This window comes from Myxococcus sp. CA033 (genome assembly GCF_013336625.1).
Taxonomy (GTDB): Bacteria; Myxococcota; Myxococcia; order Myxococcales; family Myxococcaceae; genus Myxococcus; species Myxococcus llanfairpwllgwyngyllgogerychwyrndrobwllllantysiliogogogochensis.
Genome location: NZ_JABUMU010000010.1, coordinates 210,414 through 236,743, shown reverse-complemented (window position 1 = coordinate 236,743; position 26,330 = coordinate 210,414). Strand labels below are relative to the sequence as shown.

General features: G+C 69.1%; 19 protein-coding genes. 7 read left to right on the top strand and 12 right to left on the bottom strand.

Features of this window, described 5'->3' with window-relative positions; translation table 11 throughout:
• Positions 1–99: 99 nt before the first annotated feature.
• Positions 100–3,258 carry a TonB-dependent receptor domain-containing protein gene (locus tag HUA78_RS24245; protein WP_371745653.1) on the top strand — a complete coding sequence of 1,053 codons (3,159 nt, stop codon included), beginning with the start codon at positions 100–102 and terminating at the stop codon, positions 3,256–3,258.
• Positions 3,259–3,284: 26 nt separating this feature from the next.
• Positions 3,285–4,664, top strand: a complete 1,380-nt coding sequence (locus HUA78_RS24240; RefSeq protein ID WP_174477260.1) for a hypothetical protein — start codon at positions 3,285–3,287, stop codon at positions 4,662–4,664.
• Between the two features lie 150 nt (positions 4,665–4,814).
• On the opposite strand, the gene HUA78_RS24235 is transcribed toward HUA78_RS24240, so the two are convergent.
• From HUA78_RS24235 to HUA78_RS24225, 3 genes are all read right to left on the bottom strand, one after another.
• Positions 4,815–5,333 (bottom strand): hypothetical protein, encoded by a 519-nt coding sequence (locus tag HUA78_RS24235; protein WP_174466067.1) that lies wholly within the window; start codon positions 5,331–5,333, stop codon positions 4,815–4,817.
• A 157-nt stretch (positions 5,334–5,490) separates the two neighbouring features.
• Entirely contained in the window at positions 5,491–6,600 is a 1,110-nt protein-coding gene (locus HUA78_RS24230) for a metallophosphoesterase (RefSeq protein WP_174459040.1), read from the bottom strand.
• The gene (locus tag HUA78_RS24225; protein ID WP_174477259.1) at positions 6,597–8,054 is read right to left on the bottom strand and encodes a hypothetical protein; all 1,458 of its coding nucleotides are present in this window, start codon (positions 8,052–8,054) and stop codon (positions 6,597–6,599) included. Before HUA78_RS24225 ends, HUA78_RS24230 begins: the two co-directional genes overlap by 4 nt.
• A 437-nt stretch (positions 8,055–8,491) precedes the next feature.
• Here HUA78_RS24225 and HUA78_RS24220 point away from each other — a divergent pair, with 437 nt between their 5' ends.
• On the top strand, positions 8,492–11,377 hold the full coding sequence (locus HUA78_RS24220; protein WP_174477258.1) for a serine/threonine-protein kinase: 2,886 nt from the start codon (positions 8,492–8,494) through the stop codon (positions 11,375–11,377).
• 763 nt (positions 11,378–12,140) lie between these two features.
• Here HUA78_RS24220 and HUA78_RS24215 read toward each other — a convergent pair.
• A complete protein-coding gene (locus tag HUA78_RS24215; RefSeq protein ID WP_174477257.1) occupies positions 12,141–12,770 on the bottom strand; it encodes an FMN-binding negative transcriptional regulator in 630 nt (209 codons plus the stop codon).
• Between the two features lie 134 nt (positions 12,771–12,904).
• Here HUA78_RS24215 and HUA78_RS24210 point away from each other — a divergent pair, with 134 nt between their 5' ends.
• Positions 12,905–13,936, top strand: a complete 1,032-nt coding sequence (locus tag HUA78_RS24210) for a hypothetical protein (protein WP_174477256.1) — start codon at positions 12,905–12,907, stop codon at positions 13,934–13,936.
• A gap of 139 nt (positions 13,937–14,075) precedes the next feature.
• Here HUA78_RS24210 and gyrB read toward each other — a convergent pair whose 3' ends face one another.
• Positions 14,076–16,529, bottom strand: a complete 2,454-nt coding sequence (gyrB, locus tag HUA78_RS24205; protein WP_174459035.1) for a DNA topoisomerase (ATP-hydrolyzing) subunit B — start codon at positions 16,527–16,529, stop codon at positions 14,076–14,078.
• Between the two features lie 157 nt (positions 16,530–16,686).
• Positions 16,687–17,145, bottom strand: coding sequence for a hypothetical protein (locus HUA78_RS24200; protein WP_141642060.1), 459 nt, complete (start codon positions 17,143–17,145; stop codon positions 16,687–16,689).
• Between the two features lie 100 nt (positions 17,146–17,245).
• Here HUA78_RS24200 and HUA78_RS24195 point away from each other — a divergent pair, with 100 nt between their 5' ends.
• Positions 17,246–17,998 (top strand): GNAT family N-acetyltransferase, encoded by a 753-nt coding sequence (locus tag HUA78_RS24195; protein ID WP_174459034.1) that lies wholly within the window; start codon positions 17,246–17,248, stop codon positions 17,996–17,998.
• A 10-nt stretch (positions 17,999–18,008) separates the two neighbouring features.
• On the opposite strand, the gene HUA78_RS24190 is transcribed toward HUA78_RS24195, so the two are convergent.
• From HUA78_RS24190 to HUA78_RS47745, 5 genes are all read right to left on the bottom strand, one after another.
• Complete coding sequence (locus tag HUA78_RS24190) at positions 18,009–18,827, bottom strand: helix-turn-helix domain-containing protein (RefSeq protein ID WP_174459033.1); 819 nt, start codon at positions 18,825–18,827, stop codon at positions 18,009–18,011.
• Between the two features lie 5 nt (positions 18,828–18,832).
• The gene (locus HUA78_RS24185; RefSeq protein WP_174477255.1) at positions 18,833–20,977 is read right to left on the bottom strand and encodes a cation:proton antiporter; all 2,145 of its coding nucleotides are present in this window, start codon (positions 20,975–20,977) and stop codon (positions 18,833–18,835) included.
• A gap of 131 nt (positions 20,978–21,108) precedes the next feature.
• Complete coding sequence (locus HUA78_RS24180; protein ID WP_141642057.1) at positions 21,109–21,477, bottom strand: response regulator; 369 nt, start codon at positions 21,475–21,477, stop codon at positions 21,109–21,111.
• Between the two features lie 335 nt (positions 21,478–21,812).
• Positions 21,813–22,382 (bottom strand): imm11 family protein, encoded by a 570-nt coding sequence (locus HUA78_RS24175; RefSeq protein ID WP_174477254.1) that lies wholly within the window; start codon positions 22,380–22,382, stop codon positions 21,813–21,815.
• Positions 22,383–22,400: 18 nt separating this feature from the next.
• Positions 22,401–23,648 carry an AHH domain-containing protein gene (locus tag HUA78_RS47745; protein ID WP_174477253.1) on the bottom strand — a complete coding sequence of 416 codons (1,248 nt, stop codon included), beginning with the start codon at positions 23,646–23,648 and terminating at the stop codon, positions 22,401–22,403.
• A gap of 434 nt (positions 23,649–24,082) precedes the next feature.
• Here HUA78_RS47745 and HUA78_RS24165 point away from each other — a divergent pair, with 434 nt between their 5' ends.
• Complete coding sequence (locus HUA78_RS24165; RefSeq protein WP_174460187.1) at positions 24,083–24,784, top strand: ferritin-like domain-containing protein; 702 nt, start codon at positions 24,083–24,085, stop codon at positions 24,782–24,784.
• Between the two features lie 14 nt (positions 24,785–24,798).
• Entirely contained in the window at positions 24,799–25,524 is a 726-nt protein-coding gene (locus HUA78_RS24160; RefSeq protein ID WP_174466074.1) for a ferritin-like domain-containing protein, read from the top strand.
• Positions 25,525–25,575: 51 nt separating this feature from the next.
• Here the strand turns inward: HUA78_RS24160 and HUA78_RS24155 are convergent, their stop codons facing one another.
• A complete protein-coding gene (locus HUA78_RS24155; RefSeq protein ID WP_141642054.1) occupies positions 25,576–26,187 on the bottom strand; it encodes a TIGR02265 family protein in 612 nt (203 codons plus the stop codon).
• Between the last annotated feature and the right edge of the window lie 143 nt (positions 26,188–26,330).

The window sequence follows — 26,330 nt, the reverse complement described above, 5'->3', positions numbered from 1 at the left end:
CCGGAGAGCACTCCGTCGGGCACGGAGACGCAGGTCGTCCCGCCCGTAACGGACAACCAGGCGCCCCCGTCCGAGGAACTGCGCCCCGCCGCTCCCGGCATGGCCCCGGCCGCCGACGGAACGAAGCAATCACAGCCACCTCCTCCTGCCCCCACGCCGACCTCTCCACGGCAATCGGGCGTCACGCAGCCGAATGGCTCGCAGACGCCGGGCGCCGTGCAGGCTCCCGCCACCGAGCAGCCGAACGGCACGCAGACGCCGGGCGCCGTGCAGGCTCCCGCGACGGTGCAGACGCCTGGCGCCACGCAGGCTCCCGCCACCGCGCAGCCGAACGGTTCGCAGACGCCGGGCGCCGTGCAGGCTCCCGCCACCGAGCAGCCGAACGGCACGCAGACGCCGGGCGCCGAGCAGGCTCCCGCCACCGCACAGCCGGACGCGCAGCCTGTCGACGGGGCTCCCGCGACGGTGCAGTCGCCGGACGCGCAGCCTGTCGAAGGTGATCCCGCCACCGCGCAGCCCGCCGACGCCACGGCCACCGATGACGAGGCCATGCTGGCCGAGTCCTCCGCGCCGCCCCCGGGCTTCACTGGCATCCACGGCAAGGTCGTCGACGAGGCCAACCAGGAGGGCCTCATCGAGGCCACCGTGAAGGTCGTCACGGGCGCGCAGAAGCAGACGCTCACCGACCTGGACGGCAACTACCGACTCGCGCTGCCGCCCGGCAAGTACGACCTGCGCGTCTTCTACGACGTGTACCAGGGCCGCCGCATCACCGGCGTCATCGTCACGGAGGGCAAGGCCACCAAACTCGACGTCGCGCTCGGCGCGGACGTGGGCGCCGTGCAGGAGGTCGTCGTCGAGGCTCGCGCCGACCGTCGCGCCGAGGGCGCCCTCCTCCAGGAACGCAAGAAGGCCGCCGCCGTCTCAGACGCCATCAGCGCCCAGGAAATCGCCCGCACGCCCGACTCCAGCGCCTCCGATGCCGTCAAGCGCGTCGTCAGCGCCACCGTCGTCGACGGCCGCTACGTCTACCTGCGCGGCCTGGGCGGTCGCTACATCACCACCCTGCTCAATGGCGCGCTGCTGCCCAGCCCCGAGCCCGATGAGCCCAGCGTCCCGCTGGACCTCTTCCCCACCTCGCTGCTCGCCAACCTCAACGTGGTGAAGAGCTACACCGCCGACCTGCCCGGCTCCTTCGGCGGCGGCGCGCTCCTCATCGAGACCAACACCTATCCCAGCCAGTTCGAGTTCAAGCCGCGCCTCACCTTCGGCGGTGACACCGAAACCACGGGCCAGGCCCGCAACACCCAGACTGGCGGCGGGAGCCTGGAGTTCCTCGGCTTCCCCGGCGGCAGCCGCCGGCTGCCTTCCGCCATCCCCACGGACCACGCGCTCGGCAACGGCAACGAGTCGCTCGCCGAACAGGAGCAGCAGTGGGAGAGCTTCAACAACGTGTGGAACGCGCGCAGCAAGACGGCGCTGCCCAACATGGGCCTGAGCGCGTCGCTCGGCGACACACTGCGCTTCGACAACCAGCGCCTGGGCTACCTGGCCACCGTCAACTACGGCCACCGCGAGAACACCCAGTTCACGCAGTACAGCAAGGCCTCCTACGACCTGGAGGGCAACTTCGTCAGCTACGACGACGCCCAGACGCAACTGGGCACCGAAGTCGCCAACCTGAGCGGCCTCGCCAGCGTCGGCTACCAACTGGACCGCGACAACGAGCTGACCCTCTTCAGCCTCTTCACCCGAGGCACCGAGACGCGCACCACCACCAGCGTCGGCGTGGACACGCTCAAGGGTGACCGGTACGAGGGCAGCCGCCTCCAGTTCGTCGTCCGGCAGCTCTCCTTCAACCAGCTCCGCGGCTTCCACCGCATCGGCCTCTTCGGCGACTCGGAGGTGGACTGGCAGGCCAACCTGTCCCGCGTGGACCGCGACGAGCCGGACACGCGCGACTCGCTCTACAGCGACAACCTGGGCAACCCGTCCGGCGGCATGTCGTTCCCCAACCAGGCCAACAGCGGCGAGCGCTTCTTCGCCGACCTGGGCGAGACGTCCTTCGGCGGCAGCGTCAACATCACCGTGCCCCTCTCGGACGTGCGCCTGAAGGTGGGCGGCCTGACGCAGTTGTCCTTCCGCGACTTCCGCGCCCGCCGCTTCCGCTACGGCATCTCCCCCAACTCGGACGTGGACCGCTTCCTGCCTCCCGAGGCGCTCTTCAGCGCGGAGTACCTGGGCAACGGCATGCGCATCCAGGAGAGCACCCGTCCGGACTCGGACGCGTATGACGCGTCGCTCGGCGTCTTCTCCGGCTACGTCACCGCCGACGTCAAGGCCACGGAGGCGCTGCGCCTCGTCGGAGGCCTGCGACTGGAGAGCACCCAGCAGAAGCTGACGGCGCTCAATCAGTTCACCGGCGCGGAGGCCTCCCGGAACGACGCCGACTACCTGGACTGGCTGCCCACGCTCAACGCCATCTACGCGCTCACCCCCACGGTGAACCTGCGCGCGGGCTACAGCTACACGCTGGCGCGGCCCACCTTCCGCGAGCTGGCGCCCTTCACCTTCTACGACTTCGTGCGCCGCCGGAACGTCTCCGGCAACCCGGCCCTGGTGCAGACGCGCATCCACAACGCGGACGCCCGCGTCGAGTGGTTCACCGGGGACAACGAGGTGCTCGCCGCGAGCGTCTTCTACAAGCGCTTCCTGAATCCCATCGAGCGCGTCGTCAACTCCGCGGGCGCCGGCGACATGAACTTCGAGAACACGCCGGCGGCGAACACCTACGGCCTGGAGCTAGAGGCGCGCACCTCGCTGGGCCGCGTCACCCCGGCGCTCCAACCGTTCAAGGTGGGCGTCAACCTCACGCTCATCCAGTCGAACATCGACCTGGGCTCGCTGCAGGGCCTGCAGACCAACGCAGAGCGTCCGATGCAGGGCCAGTCGCCCTACGTCGTCAACGTCAACCTCGGCTACGAGCGGCCCCAGAGCGGCACGGAAGTGGCGCTGCTCTACAACGTCTACGGCCGCCGCATCAACGAAGTGGGCACCGACAACCTGCCCGACGTCTACGAGCAGCCGTTCCACCGCATGGACCTGGCCGTCACCCAGAAGCTCACCGAGGCCATGCAGCTCAAGCTGACCGCGTCCAACCTCCTCAACTCCCGCATCACCTTCCAGCAGGGCGACATCGCCCTGGTCCAGTACCGCCCGGGCCTCGCGTTCTCCGCGTCGCTCGGCCTCTGCCTGTAGTTTCCCTCCCGAAAGGAAGTCTCGCCATGAAGCGCTTGTTTGCCTCCCTCTTCATCCTGTCCAGCCTTGTCATTGGCACTGGCTGCGGCGACGACGACAAGAAGGACCCGATTGACCAGCCCCCCCCGCCGCCCGATGCCGAGACGGTGGAAGTGGCGCAGGACATCACCGCGGACACGACCTGGAAGACGGGCAACACCTACGTCCTCAAGAAGTACGTCTTCGTCAACAGCGGCACGCTGAACATCGAGGCGGGCGCCATCGTCAAGGGTGAGCAGGGCAGCGCGCTCATCATCACCCGTAACGCGCGCATCAACGCGGTGGGCACCGCGGAGAAGCCCATCGTCTTCACGTCCTCCAAGGCGGCCGGTCAGCGCGAGCCGGGCAACTGGGGCGGCGTGGTGCTGCTCGGTCGCGCGAAGCTGAACGTGTCCGGCGGCGAGACGACCATCGAGGGGTTCTTCTCCACCAGCGGCAATGACCAGACGAAGTACGGCGGCACGGACGACGCGCACAGCTGCGGCACGCTGAAGTACGCGCGCATCGAGTTCGCCGGCTTCGAGCTGGCGCCCAACAACGAGCTCAACGGCCTCACCGTGGGCGGCTGCGGCACGGGGACGGACATCGACTACGTGCAGGTCCACAAGGGCCTGGACGACGGCATCGAGATGTTCGGCGGCACCGCGCCGCTCAAGCACATCGTCATCACCCAGGCGGATGATGACGCGCTGGACTACGACCTGGGCTACACCGGCAAGGTCCAGTTCCTCGTCGTGCAGCAGAGCCCTCGCGTGGGCGACCGCGCCATCGAGGCCTCCAGCCACAAGACGACGGCCACGCAGGAGCCCATCTCCATCCCCGAAATCTGGAACGCCAGCTTCATCGGCTCCAACGCGGACCCGGGTGGCAACCCCTCGCAGGAGGGCCTGGTGTTCAACACCGGCGCGGGCATCCGGCTGCGCAACGCCGTCGTCGCCTACTTCAAGGACCAGGCCGTGGACGTGGACGGCACCGCCTCCGCGGCGCTCTTCACCGAGGAGTCGGCCGACCCTCGGCTGTCCATCCGCAACACCTTCTTCTTCGACAACGCCAACCTGAACGACACCATCCCCTTCGCGCCGAACCCGAAGGTGGAGGGTGGCGTGACGGTGGACGCGGACGTCAGCCGCTTCAACGAGGCGGAGCGAATCCTGGTCGCGGCCAACGGCGTGAAGACGCAGGACCCGCAGCTCACCGACGCGACGAACCTGACGGCGCCCAACTTCGCGCCGCGCACGGGCTCGCCCCTGCTGAACCCGGACAACGCGGCCGCGCCGGGCGCGGGCTTCGACACCAGCGCGCGCTTCGTCGGCGCGGTGGGCACCACCAACTGGCTGGCGGGCTGGACGGCGTTCCCGGAGAACTGAGTCACCTCGCTTGAAACCGGTCCGCTCCGTGGCTGCCCTCGGAGCGGACCGGCACCGTGGCCCGGCCGCGGGTCTCTACCGGAGGGGGGCTCCGGGGAGGCTTCGCGTCCGGGCCTCGGCTTTTTCAGGAGGCCCCTAAAGGCAAGCGCATCACGCCGTGGGCAGCACGCCGTTGCCTTCGTGCGCGACGGCCAGCGCTTCCGCCGTGGCGCCTTCCGCGAACAGGGACGCACCCGCGGACGGACGCACCTTGGGCGGACGACCCCGGCGCTTCGGCGCGTTCTCCTCGTTGCCGTGCTGCGCGGCCACCGGCTCCACCGCGACACCCTCCACCTTCGCGCCCTTGCGCACCGGACGCGGCAGGTGGATGGAGTCCAGCTTCGTGTTCAGCTCCGGGTTCTCCTCGGAGAACACCCGCGCGTACGCCAGCGCGCGCTGGCCCTTCTGGAGCAACGCGTCCTGGCTCTCGTGGAGCGACTGCCGCGCGGCCTCCAGCACCGCCTGCGCCTTCGCCACCGCTTCCGCCTTCACCCTCACCTGCGCCGCCGCGTCCTCCAGCACCTCCCCGCTCATGTCCGGGAAGCGCACCTCCGCCAGCTCCGTGGTGAACAGCTCCAGCAGCGCACGCAGCGCCGGGGAAATAGGGTCGTTGTCGTTCGAATCGAACATGGCGGGCCTCCTGGCTCCTCGCGATGGGGGAGACATCTGCTCACGTGTTCAGTGTCAGATCAAGAGGGTACGCTGCCGGGCCGGAAAGTCGGCCCCGTCCGCGTTTTCTCCCACACACCGCCGGCTGACGCTTCGTTCAGTGCCAGCGCTTCGGGCCTCAGTCCACGCGGACCAGGGACGCCTCGCGCAGCCCCTCGTTCGCGCCGATGTCCACCGCGAGATAGTGCCGCCCCACTCCGTCGAACGTCTCCGGAATCGCGCCGCCGCCCCCGGAGATGAACGCGGGGATGCCCGCGTTGGTGAAGGAGTAATACGAGTGGATGTGTCCGTAGAGCGTGAGGTCCACGCCCTCGCGCGCGAGCTTTCCCACCAGCCCCGCCGACTCGCCCCGGTTCGCGAAGCCGCCGCCCCGCAGGCCCACGGGGTCCTGCGGCGGCACGTGCATCGCCACCACGTGCGTGCCCTGTCGCGACGACGCCAGCCACCCGTCGAGCTGCTCCTCCACGATGGGGTCCAGCGTGCCGTTGCTCGAGTCCACCACCGTGAAGCGCACGCCCTGGAACACGAAGCTCTGGCTGCCGCGCCCCACGAGCGTCGTGTACTCCTCCGCGTCCTTCGAGAAGGTCTCGTGGTTGCCCAGCGTCGCGTACAGCGGAATGCGCGAGCCCGCCTCCAGGCGCTCCTGGAACTCCAGCAGTTGCTCGCGCGTGCCGTTCTCCGTCAGGTCTCCCGCGAACAGGATGAAGCGCAGCGAGTCATCCTTCACCAGCCGCGCGTAGACGTCTCCCACGCGAGGCAATGCCTCCTGCACGTCCGCCAGCGCCGCGAAGCGGAAGGGCGCCGTGGAGTCCCACCCCGGAGGCGCGACTCGAAGCCTGGCCACCGCGCCCGGACGCAGTCCCACGCGCCACGCCTTCACCGTGGGAAGCGCCTGCGGCACCGGCTCCACCGCCAGCACCTCGCCGTCCTCCAATTCCGCGAGCAGCTCCGCGTCTGGCATCGCGTTGCGCACCGTGAGGACCCAGTCCGACGTCGACTCCGCGTCCAGCGTCGCCCGCGCCGTGAAGACCGGGGCATTGCCCCACAGCGTCACCTCGCCCGAGCCGACACTCCGCACCGCCGCGAGCCCGTCCGCCACCTCCAGCGACAGTCCGCCACCCTCGGCGCGGCCCACCTTGGAGTCACGCACCGCGCGGTTCTCCGCGGGCCGCAGGCACCCCGTCATCAGCAGCGCCGACAGCACGCCCATGGCACCGATGCGACTCATGACTCACCTCCCAGCGCATAGATGAGGGACAGCCGCCCCACGAGCGCGCCACCCGCTTGAAACTCCGCGGCGACGCCCCACGTCTCGGTCAGGAGCGCGCGCCCCCGGAGCCCGAAGTTGCCCACCACGCCTCCGCCCAGCGTGCGCAGCCCGCCCGCGAAGCCGTCCTTGCGGTGGTCATAGAAGAGCATCGCCTCGCCCTTGAACGGCCCACCGCCGCGCCCCAGCCACACGCCATAGCCAAAGCTGAAGAGCAGCTGCGAGTGCAGGTTCCCGTCACTCACCGGGCCCGGATAGCTGTAGCCCTGGAGCGCCATGCCGATGCTCGCCTCCGCGAAGGAGCCGGCCAGGGACGGACTCACCCGCGACATGGCGTAGCGGCCTCGGAAACCCATGTCGCCACCGACGACGGTGAAGCCCTCCGTGGGGAAGCGATGGAACAGGCCGAACAGCTCCGCGTCCAGCGACGAGCCATCCGAGCCCGCCCGCCGACGCTCCGGCTCTCCGAGCAGTCGATACGCACCGCCCAGCCGCACCTGTGTGTTGCCTTCGTCCGGGGCCAGTCGAGCGATGGCCTCCAGCTTCACCTCCTCGAAGCGGGCCACCGCGCCCAGCGACACGAAGTGGTCGTAGTCGAACGAGGTGTCGCTCACGTACTGGTAGCCCATCTCGAACTCCAGCGGAGGCAACGAGGACGCGGGCACTCCCGGGTCGAACGCCGGTGACGCCACCGAGTAGAGATTGGCGAGCGCGGAGATGCCGAACACGCTGAAGCCCGCCAACGTCACCGCGTACAGCGGAGCGATGGTGCGCCGCGACGCCCCCGTGAGCGCGATGGGCACTCCGCCCAGCGCGATGAGCCCCAGCCCCGCGCCCTCCATCGCGAAGAGCCGCTTCGCCGTGTGCCCGTCTCCCGCCAGCGCCGGCGCGAGTCCGTGGAACAACAACCCCGGCACCACCGCCACCGCCGCGGGCACCACCTGGAACGAGCGGGACGCATCCAGCAGCGCCGTCGTCGACGCGGGCAGCGGGGACAGAGTGCTGTCGGGACGGCCTTGCGGCGTCAGCGGCGCGGGCAGTCCCATCGGCACCTCGGACACACCCGCCGCGGCTTCGACCGAGGCGGGCGCCAGGAGCTCCGACGAGGGGCTCGGCACGGATGACTCCACGCGCAGCAGCTCCGGCGCGGGAAGCGGCGACTGCCTCCCCAGGTCGGGCATGGGCACCATGGCGTCGGGCATCCGGGGTCGCCTCGGCGCGCCCACCGTCGCGCGACCCGGCAGGTCCCTCGGGATGTCCGTCCCACCCAGTTGGGGGCTCCGGGCAAGCAGATCAAACGCCGTCAGCGGCTCCGCCTCCGCGTCCTGGGCCAGGGCTCGGACGGGAAGGACGAGGAACGCACCCACCACCGCCACGGCAAGGGGCCACGAGCGGGGGGACAGCTCGGACACCATGGGCTTCGCCTCGTTTCTCTGGAGAGAGCCAGACCGCCCTCATCCAACGGCCTGGGCCGTGCCGGCCTACATAACCGCCCCCCGGCCTTCCGCAGCACGGACCTGCGTGAAGAAATGTGAAGTGAGCTGACAGTCGGAGCGTGAAGGCGCCTCCGTTGAATCACAACCCATTGGAATCACTGGGAGACTTCACGACATTCTCCCGGACCCCGGATTATCCATCCCCTCGACGAATCATTCTGAGAAGTGATGGCCCTCAGTCCGAGAGCGACGCGGCCTCTTTGAATGGGCGGGATTCGAGCCCTGGGGCGTGGATCACCCGGCAGATCCAACCATCCCACGGAAAACTTCGCGTGCGACGCGAGCCCGTTCCGGGACTTTCAGTAGAACAAGAGTATGCTCGATGTCTCACAACGTCCTGAACTGGCCTTGTAATCGTGGCGGAACCGACTCCCCAGCAATTCGGCAAATACGTCCTTCTTTCGAAGATTGCCGCGGGAGGCATGGCCGTGACCTACCGCGCCCGGATGACCGGAGCGGCGGGCGTCACGAAGCCCTGCGTCATCAAGCAGATCCTCCCCCACTTCGTGGACGACACGGACTTCGTCGAGATGTTCATCGGCGAGGCGCGGCTGGTGGCCAGCATGAGCCACAGCAACATCGCCCAGGTGTTCGACTTCGGCGAGGTGGACGGCCAGTACTTCATCGCCATGGAGCTGGTGCAGGGCCAGCCGCTCTCCAAGGTCCTGCGTCGAGCGGCGCGCGCGGGAATGACGTGCTTCCCCGAGGCCCTGGCGCTGCACGTGGGGAGCAAGCTGTGCGACGGCCTGGACTACGCGCACCGGCACGTGGGCGAGGACAACGTGGAGATGGGGCTGGTGCACCGGGACGTCTCTCCGGACAACGTCCTCATCTCGTACGAAGGTGAAATCAAGGTCATCGACTTCGGCATCGCCAAGGCCACCAGCGCGGTGGAGGCGAAGACGTCGCCGGGCACGCTCAAGGGCAAGTACCCGTACTTCTCCCCAGAGCAGGCGCAGGGCCGGCAGGATTTGGACGCCCGCACGGACGTGTACGCGGCGGGCGTGGTCCTCTACGAGATGGTGTGCGGCAAGCGTCCCTATGAGGGCGAGTTCGTCACCGTCCTGCCACGCATCCTCACGGGCGACTGTCTGCCTCCGTCGGCGAACAACCCGTCGGTGAGCCCGGACCTCGAGACGGTCATCTCTCACGCGATGGCCATGGAGCGCGAGTCGCGCTACCAGACGGCGAAGGAGCTGAGCGAGGCGCTGGTGGAGCTGCTCTACCGCGACAACCCGCGTTTCACGCCCGCGCTGCTGTCGCAGCTCATGGCCTACCTCTTCGCCGAGGAGCTGATCGCGGAGGGCCGCAAGGCGGAGGTGTCCACCGCCTTCAAGGAGCAGATTTCGCAGTGGCAGTTGGGCACGGTGGAGCCCTCCGCGGGCCGCGCCCGGCCGCTGTCCTCCGGCAGTGGCCAGGTCGGCAGCAGTCCGCGCGCCTCCAGTCCGGGCCTGCGCTCCAAGCCGGGCAGTGACAGCGGTGCGAAGCCCCCGAGCGACGGCGCTCGTCGGCCCGCCGGCAGCAGTCCGGGGATGCGCAAGGTGACGAGCGCGGGAAGCATCCGCCGCGCGACGAACACCGGAATGCCCCGAGTGGAGAGCACGGGCGCTGGCCGCAGGCCCGTGACGAGCGAGCGCCCCGGACCTCCCGTGCCGGAGTTGCCGGAGGAGCCGGACACGGACTCGAGTGACATCATCAAGACGATGATGCCCACCGTCGTGCCCGCCGCGCTGGCCACGTTGGCCGCTCCGTTGGACACGCCCGTGGAGACGCCCGCCGTCACCGGCCAGTCCATGACGACGCAGCCCGCGGGAGTCTCCAGCGTGGCCCGGACGTACACGGGCACGGGCTACCGCACCTCGGTGGACGAAGCGCGCGAGGCGCTGGCGCGGGAAGAAGCCGAGCGCGTCGCGAAGCAGCAGAAGGCCGTGAAGCAGATGACGCTCTACGTCTTCGGCTCGGCCATCGTCATGCTGTTCATCGCGCTCTTCTACCACTTCGTCATCAAGTCGGACGCGCCCGACACCTCGGCGTCGAACAGCGCCACGCTGTGGGTCACCTCCAAGCCCGCGGGCGCCAAGGTGAAGCTCAACGGCCGCGACGTCGTCGGCAAGACACCTCTCATGGTGGAGGGTGTCCTCGTGGGCGAGGCCAACACCCTGGTGCTCACGCTGCCGGGACATCTCGCCTGGACGCGGCGCTTCACGCCGACGTCGATGATGATGGAGCCGATGAACGCGGAGCTTCAGCTCCTCGCTACGCCTCCGCCCACGGATGCGCCGCCTGTCGTGGCCGCGCCCGTGGAGGCAAAGCCCGTGGACCCGAAGCCCGTGGGCGAGGCCCAGCCCGTCGTGGCGACGGCCCCGGACGACGGCGGCATTCCGGTGAAGGTCGACCCGGTGGTGGTGGCGGCGACGGCGACGGGCACGACGACCGACGACGATGAGGATCCACAGCCGCTGGTGGACCCCAAGGAGCCAAGCGCGGCGCTGCGAGAGTTGCATGAGGTGGACTACCCCACGCGGCTGCTGGTGCTGCGGCCCATGTACAACGCGGCGCCCATCCCCGAGTACGCGACGGCCACCATCGACCTGAATCCGGGCACCTCGTATTCAGTGTGGACGCAGGGCACCGCTTCACTGGCCGAGGGCCGGGGGACCGCTTCCGGGACGCTGGTCTACTTCGCCGAGGGCGACGGTCCCGTGGATGGCAGCTTCGGTCTGCTGAGCGCTTCCACGCGCACCATCAAGAACGCTCGGAAGCTGCATGTGTTCGCGGTGGACGACAACGGGCCGGAGGACAACACCGGCAGCATCCGCGTCGTCATCCGCCAGTCCGCCTACGTGCCGCCGCGCTCGCTCGCCTTCGAGGCGAAGGAGCACGCGGTGCAGCTCAAGCCCGAGCACCAGGTCGTGCTGCGCGGACTCAACCCGCGCTCTACCTACCTGTTCACCGTGCGGGACGACTTCGCGGAGCTGCGCTCGGGCGCCAACGGTCGCGTGCGACAGGTGCTGTGCATCGAGCGCGGCACTTCGCCGTCCTCCGTCCGCACCTCGCACCGGATGCTCGAGACGGGCAAGCGCTACCAGGTCACCGACACCGAGGACCTGCGCTGCTTCTTCCCTGACTCGAAGCGGAGTGACAACCAGGGCGCGCTCGAAGTGGACATCGTGGATGCGACCACGCTGTCGCGGAAGGAACGGGCCGCGGTGCTTCGCGGTTCGCGACGTTCGGAGCGCTGACGCACGGTACGGCGCGGCGCGGGCGACGCTCATCCCCCCGCGCATGAACCTCTTCGCCACGTAGAGTTGGCCTGCTACGGCGCGCACGAGTGCGTTGCAGCACATCGCGCCCCGTCCAGTGCACGCGAGATGCAGTCACTCACATGCCGCACCTCGGCTGTCCCGTACAGGTGCGCGAGCCCCAATCACCCGCATGCCGCGCCTCGACCGCTCCGCTCGGGTGCGCAAGTCCCAGTCACTCACATGCCGCGCATCCGCTGCCTAACGCAGGTGCGCAAGCGCCAGTCATTCGCATGCGGCGCATCCACCGCCCCGCACAGGTGCGCACGCGGCCACCTCTCGCAGTGCCACGCACGGCGCCCCGCTCCGGGACGAAAGTCCCAGTGTCTCGCATGGCGCACTGTGCGTCTTTGCTCTCTAAGAGTAGACGGACAACCAGGCCTTCTGCAGTCCGCTCGTCCTCCGAGCCTACGCGGGAGCCATGCCTGGAGGGCACGACCTCGCGCGCTTCGGGGTGCCTAATTTCGAGGTGTCGACCTCTTCATCGGAGGCTTCGCGATGGCGTCAGCACAAGTCGCCAACAAGCCAGGCCCCGAGAAGCAGGGAGCCGTGCGGGAAGTCGCCGCCCGGCGAACGAGGGGGCAACGGGATGACAGCTTCCCGCCGTAAGGGCTAGCGGGGGCCGCGACGTACGCCGGCCCGGCTCGACAAGACGGGAAAGGCACGTGGGCGCGGAGCCGAGGAGGGCACCGGGCCCACGAGTCTATCCAGCGTCCTCACGCGCACGCATCAGCACCGCGAGCTCGGCATCCCCCGCGAAGGGACTGCGCTCCAGCGCCGCGATGACCGCCTTGCGGTCCGCCTCACCCTTGTTCTGGCTGAGCTTGAACTTGCCCTCCAGCCGCGTCACGCGCAGCTCGAACGCCACGATTCCACCCACCAGCCGGTTCACGTACTCCTCCGACTGCTCCAGAGTCCATGGCCGCTCGTTGCCAGACTCGTAGCGCGCCGCCGTCTCGCGGAGGATGCGCAGCACCTCGTCACCCGCGTCGATGACCTTGGGCCGTCCATACGCATGCACCGTGGCGTAGTTCCACGTCGGCACCTGGGGCGTCGTCGCATACCAGGTGGGCGACACGTAGGCGTGCGGGCCCTGGAAGATGACGAGCGCGTCCCGCTCGGCGGTGAAGGCGCGCCACTGCGGATTGGGCAACGCCATGTGCGCGAGCAGCCGAAGCGCTCCCGCTTCATCCCGTTCCGTGAGGAAGGGCAGGTGCGTGGCGAAAGGCGCTCCGTCCTCTCCCACCGTCACCAACGTGGCGAAGGAGTGTCGCGTCATCAACTCCAGGAGGCGCTGTGCGTCCCGTTCCTCGAAGTGGCGAGGGATGTACATGCCCTCTGCGTCCCTCGGGGAGACGGCGCGCGTCAACGGGTGCTTAAGAACTCCTCAAGGTTTGCCCCCTACCTTGAAGGCTGGGCGCAGGGCCGGCCACGCGCCCCGAAGTGTCTCTCGGGGAGTACACATCCATGAAGCTCAAGGCAGGTTTGCTGGCGACGGCGCTGTTTGGCGTGGGCTGTGGCGCGGAGAAGGACCCAGGCATCACCGAGCAGCAATCCCAGCTCGCCGTGGCATCGGCCGTGGGAGAGGCGCAGTCCGCGGACGTCCCCCTCGGGTCCCGCTTCCTGGAGGGACTCCCGCTGGAGGTCCGCCGCTGGGAGCACGAGGGCTATCAGTGCGACTCGGAGCCGGAGACGGCGAAGGTGGAGGTCTGCGGCCAGAGCTTCCCCTCGGAGCTGCACCTCTCCTGGACGGACTGCCAGGCTCGGACCCGGGGCCGTGGGGGCTGCGGATGGGACCGCCCCCAGCCTCCTCCCGACAGTGAAACTCCGACATCGCAGCCGCCGTCCGGAGAGGGCCCGCGCGGGGAAGGCACTGGCATCGTGTCATCCGGCTCGGTCGACGTGGTGACGGCCATCACCTCCGAGGAAGAGTGTGCGGAGAACGCGCCGCTGCGCTTCGAGCAACAGTCCACGCACGACATCACGCATACGGCGACGGACGGCCAGAGCACGAAGATGACGGGCAGCATCGCCTCCGTCTCCGTGCGAGTGCCCGGCGCGCAGACGCTCAGCCGCACCGTCACCTTCGACACGACTCGCACGAACCTGGATGCCCAGGGCACCGTGGTGGACAGCGTCCACCTCTCGGGCACGCTGGAGGAGACGTTCGACCCGGACGCCGCCGCGCCCACGAGGACCAGCCACGGCACACTCACCGCGACGCTCGCGGACGGCAGCGTTTCCACCGTCACGCAATCCGGCATCGTGCGCGTGCCGCCCTCCGTCTGCGCGTGGCCCATCGCCGGCACGCAGGAGCGCACCCTCGCCGATGGGACCACGCACACGCTGGTCTTCGGCCCTGAGTGTGGACAGGCCACGCTCGACGGCGAGACCCTCGACCTGCCCTCGCGGCCCATGGGCCCTGGCGACGGTGGCTTCGGCGGCAAGCGCCCCGGTGGCCCGCCGCCGCGCGGTGGCCCGGGTGGTGGCGGGCGCTAAGTCCCAGGCCTCGTTCTCGGCCCGCTAGCGAGCGCGCTGCCCCAGCCCCTGAAACGACACGGGGCGCGGTGCCTGAATCGGCGCCGCGCCCCGTCACTTCGTCGTCCATCAGGCCCGCGAGCCCGACGAACTCAAGGACTCAGATGTCCAGGTTCTGCACGTCCAGCGCGTTGCGCTCGATGAACTCGCGGCGCGGCTCCACCGCCTCGCCCATCAGCAGCGAGAAGATTTCGTCGCTCTCCACCGCGTCCTCCACCCGCACCTGCAGCAGCGTGCGCGTGAGCGGATTCATCGTCGTGTCCCAGAGCTGCTCCGGGTTCATCTCGCCCAGACCCTTGTAGCGCTGCATCCCCAGGCCCTTCTGCGCGTCCTTGCGCAGCGCCGCGTGGACCTCCTGCACGGAGAACGCCGTCACGTGGCCGGCGTCCACCTTCACCCGGTAGGGCGCGTCACCCAGCGACTTGAAGGAATCCCGCAGCGACACCAACTCCTGGTACTCCGGAGACGACAGGAAGGTGTGGTCGAACACCGTCGACCGCATCGCGCCATTCACGTCCGTGCGGAACACCAGCCGCTTCGTCTGGTGCTCGGGGTCCGTCTCCACCTCGTACTTCACCCGGCCCAGCACGTCCGGCATGCGCCGCTCGAACTCCGAGTGAGCACCCTTCACCGCCACCGCCAGCGCCTCGTCGTCCGCCAGCATCTCCGCCGTCAGCCGCGCGCCCTGCACCACCGCGTCCACCACCCGCGCGTCGCGCCGCTTCGCCTGCTTCTCCAGCCGCTCCTCGTAGGTAATCACCTTCTCCAGGAGGGCCTTCAGGTCCGCGCCACCCACCTCGCCCGAAGGCGTCAGCACCCGCCCGTGCTCCGTGGCGATGCCCAGCAGGTACTCGTCCAGCGCGCGCTGGTCCTTGACGTACTTGTCCTTCTTGTTGCGCGTGACTTTGTAGAGCGGCGGCTGCGCGATGTAGAGGAAGCCCTTCTGGAGCAGCTCCGGCATCTGCCGGAAGAAGAACGTGAGCAGCAGCGTGCGGATGTGGCTGCCGTCCACGTCGGCGTCCGTCATCAGGATGATGCGGTGGTAGCGCGCCTTCTCCGGGTTGTAGTCCTCCGGACCAATGCCCGTGCCCAACGCGGTGATGAGCGTGACGATTTCGGCGCTCGTCAGCATCTTCTCGAAGCGCGCCTTCTCCACGTTCAGAATCTTGCCGCGCAAGGGGAGGATGGCCTGGTTGCGCCGGTCCCGTCCCTGCTTCGCGGAGCCACCTGCGGAGTCACCCTCGACGATGTACAGCTCGCTCTCGTGCGGATCCCTGCTCTGGCAGTCCGCGAGCTTGCCCGGAAGCCCACCACCGTCCAGCACGCCCTTGCGGCGCACCGTCTCGCGCGCCTTGCGAGCCGCGAGGCGCGCCCGACAGGCATCGCCAATCTTCGCGACGATCTTCTTGCCGATGAGCGGCGTCTCTTCCAGGAAGGTGCCGAGCATTTCGTTCACCATCTGCTCGACCAGGCCCTTCACCTCGCTGTTGCCCAGCTTCGTCTTCGTCTGGCCCTCGAACTGGGGGTTGGACACCTTGACGGAGATGACGGCGGACAGGCCCTCGCGGGCGTCCTCACCCGTGGGCGTCTCCTTGAGGTCCTTCCAGATGCCACTCTTCTCCGCGTAGCTGTTGAGCGTGCGCGTCAGGCCCGCCTTGAAGCCGGACAGGTGGCTGCCACCATCCTGGGTGTTGATGTTGTTGGCGAAGGTGTAGACGCGCTCGTCGTAGCCGTCGTTCCACTGCATCGCCAGCTCGAGCGCCACGCCGTCCTTGTCTCCCGAGAAGGAGATGGGCTTGTCGTGGAGCACCTGCTTCGACTTGTTGAGGTACTCCACGAACGAGGAGATGCCGCCTTCGAACTTGAAGTCGTGCTCCTTGTTCGTGCGCTCGTCGCGGATGACGATGTGCAGCCCCGCGTTGAGGAACGCCAGCTCGCGCAGGCGCTGGCTGAGCGTCTCGAAGTTGAAGTCCACCGTCTCCATCACGGTGGTGTCGGGCTTGAACGCCACCATCGTCCCGCGCTTGTCGGTGGTGCCGACCTCCTGCGGGTGCGAGTTGGGAACGCCTCGGGCGTAGGACTGCTCGTACACCTTGCCGGCGCGCTGGACGCGGACCTTGAACCACTCCGACAGGAAGTTCACGCAGGTGACGCCCACGCCGTGCAAGCCGCCGGAGACCTTGTAGGCCCCGTTGCCGAACTTGCTGCCGGCGTGCAGCTCCGTGAGGACCACTTCCAGCGTGTCCTTGCCCTTGAACTTGGGGTCCGGGTGAGGACCCACGGGGATGCCGCGCCCGTTGTCCTGGACGCTCAGCGAGCCGTCCACGTGGATGATGACCTCGATGTCCGTGCAGTGGCCCGCGAGCGCCTCGTCCACGGCGTTGTCGACGACCTCGTAGACGAGCTTGTGGAGCCCGTAGGTCATCGTGTCGCCGATGTACATGCCGGGGCGCTTGCGGACCGCTTCCAGGCCCTCGAGCTTGGTGATGCTATCGGTCCCATACTCCATGGGCAGGGGAGCGACCGAGGCACCGGTAGCGGGGGTCTTTTCCATGTGATGCTGTCCTTGGAAAAAGGAGCCTTGCAACAGGGCTGTGCCTACCATCTCGAGGCACACTGAACAAGAGTAACGAGCCCGCGCAAAGCTGCGTAAATATTCGTGAAAATCGCTTGGCCGCCCCTCAGGGAGGCGGCCTGCGGAAACCGGGGGGTCAGGCGTCGAATCGGGACGGCGGGAGGCGATCCTCCAGCGCCGAGATCAACTCCTCGAAAACAGCCTTGCGGGCGAAGAGATGCCGGGTGACGAGCACCCTTCCCTCCTCCTTCAAGAACAAACCGAGCACGTTCCCCCTCCTGCCGAGCCGGCGCACGGAATCAATCTGCCCCCAGTGCAGCTCCAGCTCGCGGGAGCTGAAGGGGCGGGCCACGCGGACGCCTCGCGTGTCCAATGAGATGCCCCAGCCGGCACGGGGTCGCAGGCGGTGGATGGCCACGAGGAAGGCGAACATCAGGCCCGCCGTGACACCCGCGCGGGCCATCTCCTGGATGCCCCCTCCGTCCCGGGCATTGGCCAGGGCCCAGGCGGTCAGCACCGCCAGGACACAGGCGCCCAGGAAGAGGCCGATTCGAGTGGCGCGAGGGTCGAAGGCGTAGAAGCGCGGGCTGCTCATGAGTGCCAGCGCACCCTAGCCGTCCTGGAGGGCTCGCGCGCGGTTTTGAGCAGGCCGTTGTTCGCCGTCCGGCGTGCGCCACCTACGATGGACCCGCGCCATGACCGATGCCGAACTGAACGACCGACTTCTCACCAACGTCATCGCCTTCAAGCACCTCCAGCGGGAGCGCGGACTGCTGCGCCACGGGAGCGCCCCGGGCATGGATGCCTTCGCCCTGCCCGAGTACCCCGCCGAGGCCCACTTCCAGCAGGCGTACTTCCGGACGCCCCAGGCGCTCGTCGAGGGACTCCCCGCCCTGGAGGCCTTCTACCGGGGCCTGGACATCCCCGCCTGGCGCGTGGCGGTGCTGCCCGGGGACGACGAGGGCGCCCGTGTGCTGGGCGCCGCCGGCTACCAGCCCGACTCGCGAATCCCGGCCATGGGACTGGCCCTGGCGGACACGCCGGACCTCAAGCCCTCGTTCCCCCTGGTGGAGCCCGAGACGCAGGACGAGATGGTGGAGCTCAACATCCGCGTCTGGGGGAAGTGGGACGACATCCTCACGGTGTGGAGACAGCCGCCGCGGCTCCCCGTGCACACGCTGGTGGCGCGCGAGGGGGCCCGGGCCCTGGCGTGCGGCTTCGCGCTGGACGTGGAGGACACCGCCGGGGTGTACATGGTCGTCACGCTGCCAGAGGCGCGGGGACGCGGGCTGGCCGCGGAGGTGATGCGAGGGCTGCTCACGGGCGCTCGGGAACGCGGCCTTTCGGCCTCCGTGCTCCAGGCCACCGAGCAGGGCCGGAGCGTGTACCGCAAGCTGGGCTACCGCGAGCTGGGGGACTGGGTGAACTGGACGCGGCGCGCCGACTGAGGCCCTCGGGTCAGCGCAGCGCTTCCAATTCCTCCAGCACCGCGAGCACCTGTCCGGGCTGCCGGCACTCGTCGAGCCGCTCCGCCAGCCCGCGCGCCGCCAGCCGGGCCACGTGGGCCATGCGCGTCAGCCGCACGCGGCCCCGCTCGCCGTCCACCGCCGCCACCACCAGCCGCAGCGGCCGGCCGTCCGGGGTGTCCACCTTCAACCCCTTCGCCAGCGTCACCAGCGCGGCCACGGGCGCGGCGCCCTGCAGGAAGACGTGGGGCACGGCCACCTCGCCGCCCACCGCGCACGAGGACTCGCTGTCGCGCTGGCGCAGCCCCTCCACCAGCCGCGCCGCGTCCACGCCGGGCAGCGTCGCCGCCAGTCGCCCCGCCACCACGTCCAGCACATCCTCCCAGCCGCCGCAGGAGAGCTGGAGCACCACCCGCTCCGGCGCCAGGAGCGGCGCCAGCGCCGGCACCGGCGCGTCCGAGTGGCCCCCTCTCACGGGGAACTCCACGTCCAGGAAGTCGCGCACCCGGGCCAACTGCGTCCCCGACAGGCGACGCCGCGCCAGCTCCAGGAAGAGCGTCCCGGCGCCCGGCACGTCCTCCAGGTAATCGGAGACGTAGGGGCTCATCCGGTTCGCCACGTCCATCAGCAACGCGGGGGGCACGTCCAGCTCGCGAGCAATCGCCGTCAGTCGCTCCGCCGTGGGCGGCGCGTCCACGCCGTGCTCCACCCGGCTGAGGTACGCGCTCGACACGCCGATGCGGCGGGCCATGTCCCGCAAGGACAGGCCCGCGTCCACCCGCAGCAACCGCAGCGTCGCACCCAGGTGCATGTCGCTCAGCTCCTCGAGGCCACCGCGGAGGCGGCGGCCTGGGGCGTGGCGATGGCCTCCACCACCGGCTCCGACTCGTGCACCACCAGCAGCGAGCCCGGCGCGTCACGGACGATGCGCTCGCGCTGGAGGCCGAACACCCGGTCCTCCAGGCCCCACGGCGCGCCCACGCCCACCACCACCAGGTCATGGCCACCGTGGCGGGCCTCCTCCAGCGCGGCCTCCTCGGGCGACTCGTGCTGGACCACCTTCAGCCGCACGCCCGAGCCCTCCTCCGCCGGGAACAGCTCGTCCACCTGCGCGCGCGCGCCGTTGCTCTCGCGCGACGTCACGTGCAGCACGGTGATTTCCGCGCCGGACTGCCGCATCAACCGCCGCGCCAGCTTCAGCGCCGCGCGGTCATGCCGGCTGCCGATGAAGGGCACCAGCACGCGCTTCACGTCCGACAGGCCGCGGTCCACCAGCACCGCCACGGTGCCGGACGCGGCCTGCATCACCTCGTGCACCGTGCCGCCCAGCACCGTCTGGCTGAACAGCGGCTTGTGCCAGCCCAGCAGCACCAGGTCCGCGCGCTTCGCCTCCGCCGTGCGGCGGATGTCCTGCGCGGGCTCCGTCGACACGAAGGACAGCGGCCTCACCGCCAGCCCCAGGCTCTTCGCCCGGCCCAGCAGCGGAGCGAGCGCGCCATCTCCCTCCACGTCCTGGTCCGAGGCGCGGGGCTCGGACTCCGCGCCACGCAGCGACACGCGCTCTGGATGGACCAGATGCAGCGCGTGCAACTGCGCGCCCTCTCCACCCGCCAGGGCCTTGGCCAGACTGGCCATCCCGGGGCCCGCCTGCTGATGGGAGACACACATCAACACCGTGTAGGGCGTCGAACCGGGAGTCGCGGGCGGGGCCAGCTCCAGCCTGTCCCGGGCCAGCTCCTCCGTCGGGTAGAACAACTGCAGGAGCGGCGTGGTCATGAACGTCGTCACCAGCGCCATCAGCACCATCATCGTGAACAGCGTGGGCGAGATGACGCCCAGGTCCAGGCCCAGGTTGAGGACGATGAGCTCCATCAACCCGCGCGTGTTCATCAGGATGCCGATGGCCCCCGCCTCGCGCCACCGCATGCCCGTCATCCGCGCCGCCACCGCGCTGCCGCCGAACTTGCCCACGCAGGCCAGCAGGATGATGGCGCCACACGTGAGCCACGCCTCGGGCGTGTTGAGCAGACCAATCTGGGTGCGCAGGCCGCTGAAGGCGAAGAAGACGGGCAACAGCAGCACCACCGCCACGTCCTCCAGCTTCTCCGAGAGAGCCTCCGCCAGCCCGCCCTCCTTGGGGATGACGGCGCCGAAGAGGAAGGCCCCGAAGAGGGCGTGGATGCCGATGAGCTCCGTGGCCCACGCGGACGCCAGGAGCAACAGCAGCGTGCCAGCGACCACGTTCTGCGTCAGGCCCTCGCGGCTGGCCACCCGGGCGCCCAGCCGCGCGAGGAAGGGCCGGACCGCCAGCAGCATGAACGCGATGTAGCCCATGGCGAACACGGTGGTGAGCCCCGCCTGCGCCAGGTCCGAGGCGCGGACGATGGACACCACGAAGGCCAACAGGCACCACGCCGTGACGTCGTCCACCGCCGCGCACGCAATCGCGATGGCGCCGATGCGCGACTGCAACAGGCCGCGCTCGGTGAGGATGCGCGCGAGCACCGGGAAGGCGGTGATGCTCATCGCCACGCCCATGAAGAGCACGAACGACGAGAAGGGCACGCTCGGGTCCGAAAAGTCCTTGTACAGCCACAGCGCCGCCGCCACCGCGCCCAGCGCGAAGGGCACGATGATGCTGGTGTGGCTGATGGCCACCGACGCGTGGCCGCGTCCCTTCAACAGCTTGGGGTCCAGTTCCAGGCCAATCAGGAACATGAACAACACCAGGCCCACCTGGCTGAGCATCTTCAGGATGGGCAGCGAGTCGGTGGGGAACAGCGTGTTCATCAAATCCGGCGCCAGCCACCCGAGCAACGAGGGGCCCAGGACGATGCCCGCCACCACCTCCGCGATGACCAGCGGCTGGCCCAACCAGCGCGTTCCACGCCCTATCAATCTCGACACGCCGATGATGACGATGAGCTGCATCATGAGCAGCGTGAGCGCGTTGGTGTGCATCCTACCTCCGTCGAAACTTGCGTGTTAAGTGGGCACTTACCAGTACCCCTCGCGAAGCGTCAAACGGGCATTGCGCTCGGCTGCCCTGAGTGAGGCGGCATGTCGGAGAGCGAGCAGACGTCGCGGACGGCTCACGCGGCCTGGTGCTTGCGTACGGCGTCCAGCAGCGTGTCCACGTCCACGGGTTTGCGCAGGTGGCCGCACGCGCCGATTTCCTCGGCGACCTGACGGGCGTTGGCGGACGCGGAGAAGACGAGCACGGGAATGTCGCGCCACTCGGGCACCTGTCGCATGGCTCGCGCGAAGCCGGCGCCATCCAGCACGGGCATCATCATGTCGAGCAGCACCAGGATGGGGAGTTCACGGGTGGCTCCGAGCACATCGAGTGCGTGCTTGCCGTTGCTGGCGCCCATCACCTCGTAGCCCGCGTCGCGCAGGACCTCTTCCAGCGCCTCGCGCAGGTCCGCGTCGTCATCCACCACCAGCAACGGCCCAGTCACTCACTCGCCTCCTTGTCGCAGCCCCGCCACACCCTGGCTCCGCGCGGTGCACCTCCCGCGCGATATCAAGAGCGGAGCCTAGCGCGCGCACCCGACGTGGGCGTCATTCCTCGCTCGTGAAACAGCCGCTCCGCCCCACGTCCGTGCTCAGGTGGCCATGAGGTGTTGAGCATTGGCCAATATGGGGCTCAGCGCCGGATTGCATCTCTGGATTCCAGGGAGCGCCGGGTGGATTGAGACTCGCGAGTTGTCTCGGGCTCGGAGACTTCGAGCGAAGCGACAGAGGGAGCGAGCGCTTCGTGAGGCGCCTCACGGCGCGCTTTACGAACAGGACTTCAGACCTCGATGAAGTGCGTGCCGGTGGCGCCGAGGCGCTCCAGGGCCTGTTTGATGTCCTCCGAGACAATGAGCGCGATTGACCAGCCCCACGGGCGGAAGACCTTCGCGTCACCGACTTGGGCAGGGTCGATGCGCAGACCACGCACATCCCGATACTGCCCGACCTTTTCGGGACGTCCATCCTCGGCGGTCCAACGCTCGACCCGCTCGCTCGCGACCTCGTCGATGCACGGGAGCAATCGGGTGGCGACCAGGATGCGAAAGCCATCCGCGTGGCCCGGAATCTCGACAGGCATCACCTGCACGTCGGAGCCCGCCAACTCCACGAACACGGCAGCCACCCGGGCATGGACCAAGGGCGTGCTGAACCCGATGAGGGAGAAATCGAGCGCCTTGCCCTCGCGCTCCACGGGGAGCATCAAGTGTCCTGGCGCGGTGACGGCCTGCCCCTTTCGGAACATCCAGGGGTCATCGACCTCCCGTCCCGAGATGTCCGTGGGGACGCCCAGCTCCCAGCGGCCCCGTATCCGAACATCATCTGAGAGGTCGAAGTACCGACTGGTCATGGCGGCATTCTCCCGTGTTCACGGCTCACGGGTCACCAGCTTGTTGAGGTCCGACCCAGGGGTCGCGACTTCTTGCCCCAGTCTCCGAAGCTCCACTGTCAGCACCTCACGACACTGTTGCATCGTGCGACAGTCCACGAGCGCCGCGTCCAGTCGCCGCAAGACGATGCGGTGATAGGCCTCGGGATGCGGTCCCTTGTGTCCCCGGACGCGGACGATGTTCTCCGAGTCGTCCAGCGACATGCCCGCCCGGTCGAAGAGTCGCTGGAACCGGGGAGACCACGGGCCTCCACTGCGCGTGTCCTTCCAGAACTTGTTCGACGCGATGTGATGGTCATGCCCCTCCACGCGCCCAGCTCCCGCGCCCTCGGGACCTCGCGCCAGCATCGACAGGGCCTCAGGAGCCACCACCGCCGTCACCGACGCCCCCGACACCGTCACCGTCTGAAGCTCCCCCACCGCGCCCAGCCGGATGCCCAGCTCTCCCGCCGCCTTCACTGATGCTCCGGCGGACCCCGGCAGCCCTGGCACCTTCCCCGCGAACCCCGCCGCCGTGTTCCCCACCGCCAGCGTCGCGAGCAGCGCGAAGGCCCTCGCCGCACTCCGCCCCATCACCTTCCCGTACGCCTCACCCGCCACCCTCAACTCGTCGAATGAGTGCGCCCGGTCCACCTGCTCCATCAAGCGCCGGAAGCCCACGACGAGCCCCCAGAACGTGTCCACCCCCACGTAGGCCACCAGCGTCGCCGTCATCATCGCCGCCAGCCCCTTCGACAGCGGCTCCGGCACCGTCCACAAGACCAGGTACATCGTCCCCATCCACATCACCGAGGAGAGCATCGCCTCCGGGTCCGCCATGTCCCGGAAGCCCTCCAGCATCTCCTCCAACACCGCCCCCTGGGCCAGCGCCAGGGCCAACGTGAAGCGGGCATCTCCACTCACCACCTGCCTCGCCCCGAACAGCCGCAGGCAATCCCCGGCCCGCATCGTCCGCTCACACCACAGGAGGTACTGACGCGTCAGCTCCACGTCCTCGGCCGAGAACACCTCCTCCGGCGCTCCCGCTTCCAGCGGAGTGAGCCTCCGCGTGCGCACGTCGAAGAGGTAAGTGCCACCGCGCTCCTCCATCGCCAGCAGTCGCTGCGCGGCCTCGCGAGGCACCACATCCGGCCGCTTCGTGCGAGCCAGCGTCGACAGCGCCTCGACGAACGCGTCCTCCTCCAGCACCACGGGCCCCGGGACGTCATCCGCTGGCGTGAAGACCACCGTCTCGCCCCGGCCTGTCTACAGTCGCACCTCGCGCGAGGTGGCGCAGCCCACCATCGATAACAGCACCCACCACGTCATCCAGCTCGGCACTCGCATGGCCCCCCCAGCTCGCGAGTCACCACCCTACCCCACCGCTCCCACATGCCCCGGAGTCATGCCCGCGCACCCGTGACACGACAGTGTCCAGGTGCCACCCCGCCCCACTCCATCATCCTGGAGCTGACTCCAATCTTTTGACACGGTCTACGGACGAACGAAGCGCCGCCCCGGGGACCTAAGGGCCGCGCGCCGGGTGTCACGCAGGCGCCGCCGTCAGCAATTCCCCCGCGCGCCGGAAAATCCCCCGCCACACCTTCGGCGTACCGAGCCCGTGCCGGGCTTCAGGGGGCGCCCGGCACCCACCACTTCCGACCGCCTCCTCGGATGGACCCATGACCGAAGAACTCTCTCGCCGTGCCGCGCTCCGAAGCGCCACGGCCGCCGCGAGCCTTGGCCTCGCGACGGGCCTGCTCACCCGCGGAACACCCGCCCAGGCCCTGACGACCCAGGCCGACCTCACACCCCTCAAGGCGCTGCTCACCGCTGAACGCAACGCCATCAAGACCTACGACGCCGCGGTCAGCGTGCTCGACGCCGCCACCAGCACCGACCCGCTCTTCCCCTTCCAGGGCATCGTCAAGGCCATCGCCCTGCACTTCCGCCAGCAACACACCGAACACGCCGACAAGCTCGCCCGGTACATCGACCGGCAAGGCGGCGTCGACGACGTGGGCGAGGGCACGGCGCAAGTCCCCACCGACTTCATGCCCGGCATCAAGAACGTCATCGACCTGGCCACCAACGCGGAGAAGGCCGCCGCCATCGGCTACACGAACACCCAGAAGTCCCTCGTGCTCGCCGACAACGCGGAGCTCGCCGCCGCCATCGGCGCGGTGGAGTCCCAGCACTTCGTCGTCCTCAACCTGGCCGCGCGCGGCTTCGTCACGCCCCCCGCGTCCACCGTCAACCAGCCCGCCGACGCCCTCACCACCGTCGCGTCCCAGTTCGTTCCCAGGGCCTTCGCCATCACCGTCGACGGCGCTCCAGGGCTCGACGACGAGACGGACCTGCCCTTCTACGACGTGACGCAGTGAGGAAGCCCACCACCATGAAGACCCAGAACCCCTCCGACTCCGTCCTCGCGCGCCGCCGAATCCTCCAGGGCCTCGCCACCGTGACAGCCGCCTCGGCGCTCACCGCCTGCGGCCTCAACGAGCGCACCAACTCCCAGAACCAGGTCAACCCCATCGACCGGGCCCGGGAAGCCGGCGCCCTCAACACCCTGGTCGCCGCCGAATACATAACTGTCGACGCCTACACCCAGGGCGCGGTCATCCTCACCGCCGCGCGCGACGACACCTCGCGCCCCCAGGAGGAACGAGACCTGGCCGCGCTCGCGCTCGCGCTCGCCACCCAGTTCCAGGAGGACCACACGGCGCACGCCGCCCTGCTGTCGGAGACCGTGTCGCGCCTGGGCGCCACCCCCGTCCGCGCGGATGAAGTGTCGTTCACCCCGCCCCCCAACTTCAGGCCCTCCGTCGGCAACGTCCTCAAGCTCGCCGCCAACGAGGAGCGCCGCTCCGCGATTTCCTTCAACCGCGTCCTCAAGGGCATCCAGACACCCGACAGCCGCTTCATCCTCGCCTCCATCGAAGGCGTGGACACGCAGCACTTCATGGTGCTCAAGGCCCTCATCGAAGCCCTGGTCGACGTCACCCCGGCCCTCGATGCCGCGCAGGTGGTGCCCCAGCCCTTCGTCGCCTCCACCGTGAGCCTGGGCGGCGGCAACGGACTCGAGGAGCAGCCCGACCTCGCCGTCAACGACCAGGGCTGACGTCCTCCACACCGGGCGCGGCGGGCCTGTCCCCACCGCCGCGTCAGGCCCCTACCGCCAGGACAGCTCGTACTCGCTCTCCAGCAGTGCCACCTGCCGGCCCATCACCCTCACGTCGCGCGCGCCCACCGCCTCCAACGCTCCGCGCAACACACCCTCGTGATACGCCGCCGGCATGAAGTCGCGCCGCATGATGAAACGCGCGCTGCGCTCTCCCGTCCACTGCGGATACCGCTCTCCGTAGCTCACCGCCATGCGGTACGCGTCACCCAGCGACTCCAGCAACAGCCGCGGACTGCCCGCCGCCTCCGCCAGCAGCTCCCGGCCAAACAGCGACGCCAGGAAGTCCACCGTCGCCTGCGAACCCATCCGGTGCAGCACCCCGTCGAAGCCATTGAGCTGCGGGCCGAGCAGCCGCGCCGCCGTGGACACCATCCGCAGGTAACGCGACACCGAGTACAGGTGGAACGGGTTGATTTCCCACACCCCCGCCACGCCCTTGCACCGCGCCACCGCGCCTTCTCCTCCCAGGTTCGCGATGACGCTCAGCGCCCCCTGGAAGAACATGCCCCGCGCCTGGTCCTCGTCCGTCGCGGCCAGACGCCGCTGCTCCAGCTCCCACGCCGCCCCACCCCCACTGCTCGCTTCGGTGCCCACGTACATGGTCGTCTCCCCGAGGGGGCTCGCACTGCCTCGACTCAGGGGACACGTCCGGCGCTTCCAATGGTTTTTCAGGATTCGCCGGCTTCCCCCCACTTCCTAGTTACCAACCATCCCATATTTTTCTACCCCTGTCGAATGGTTCC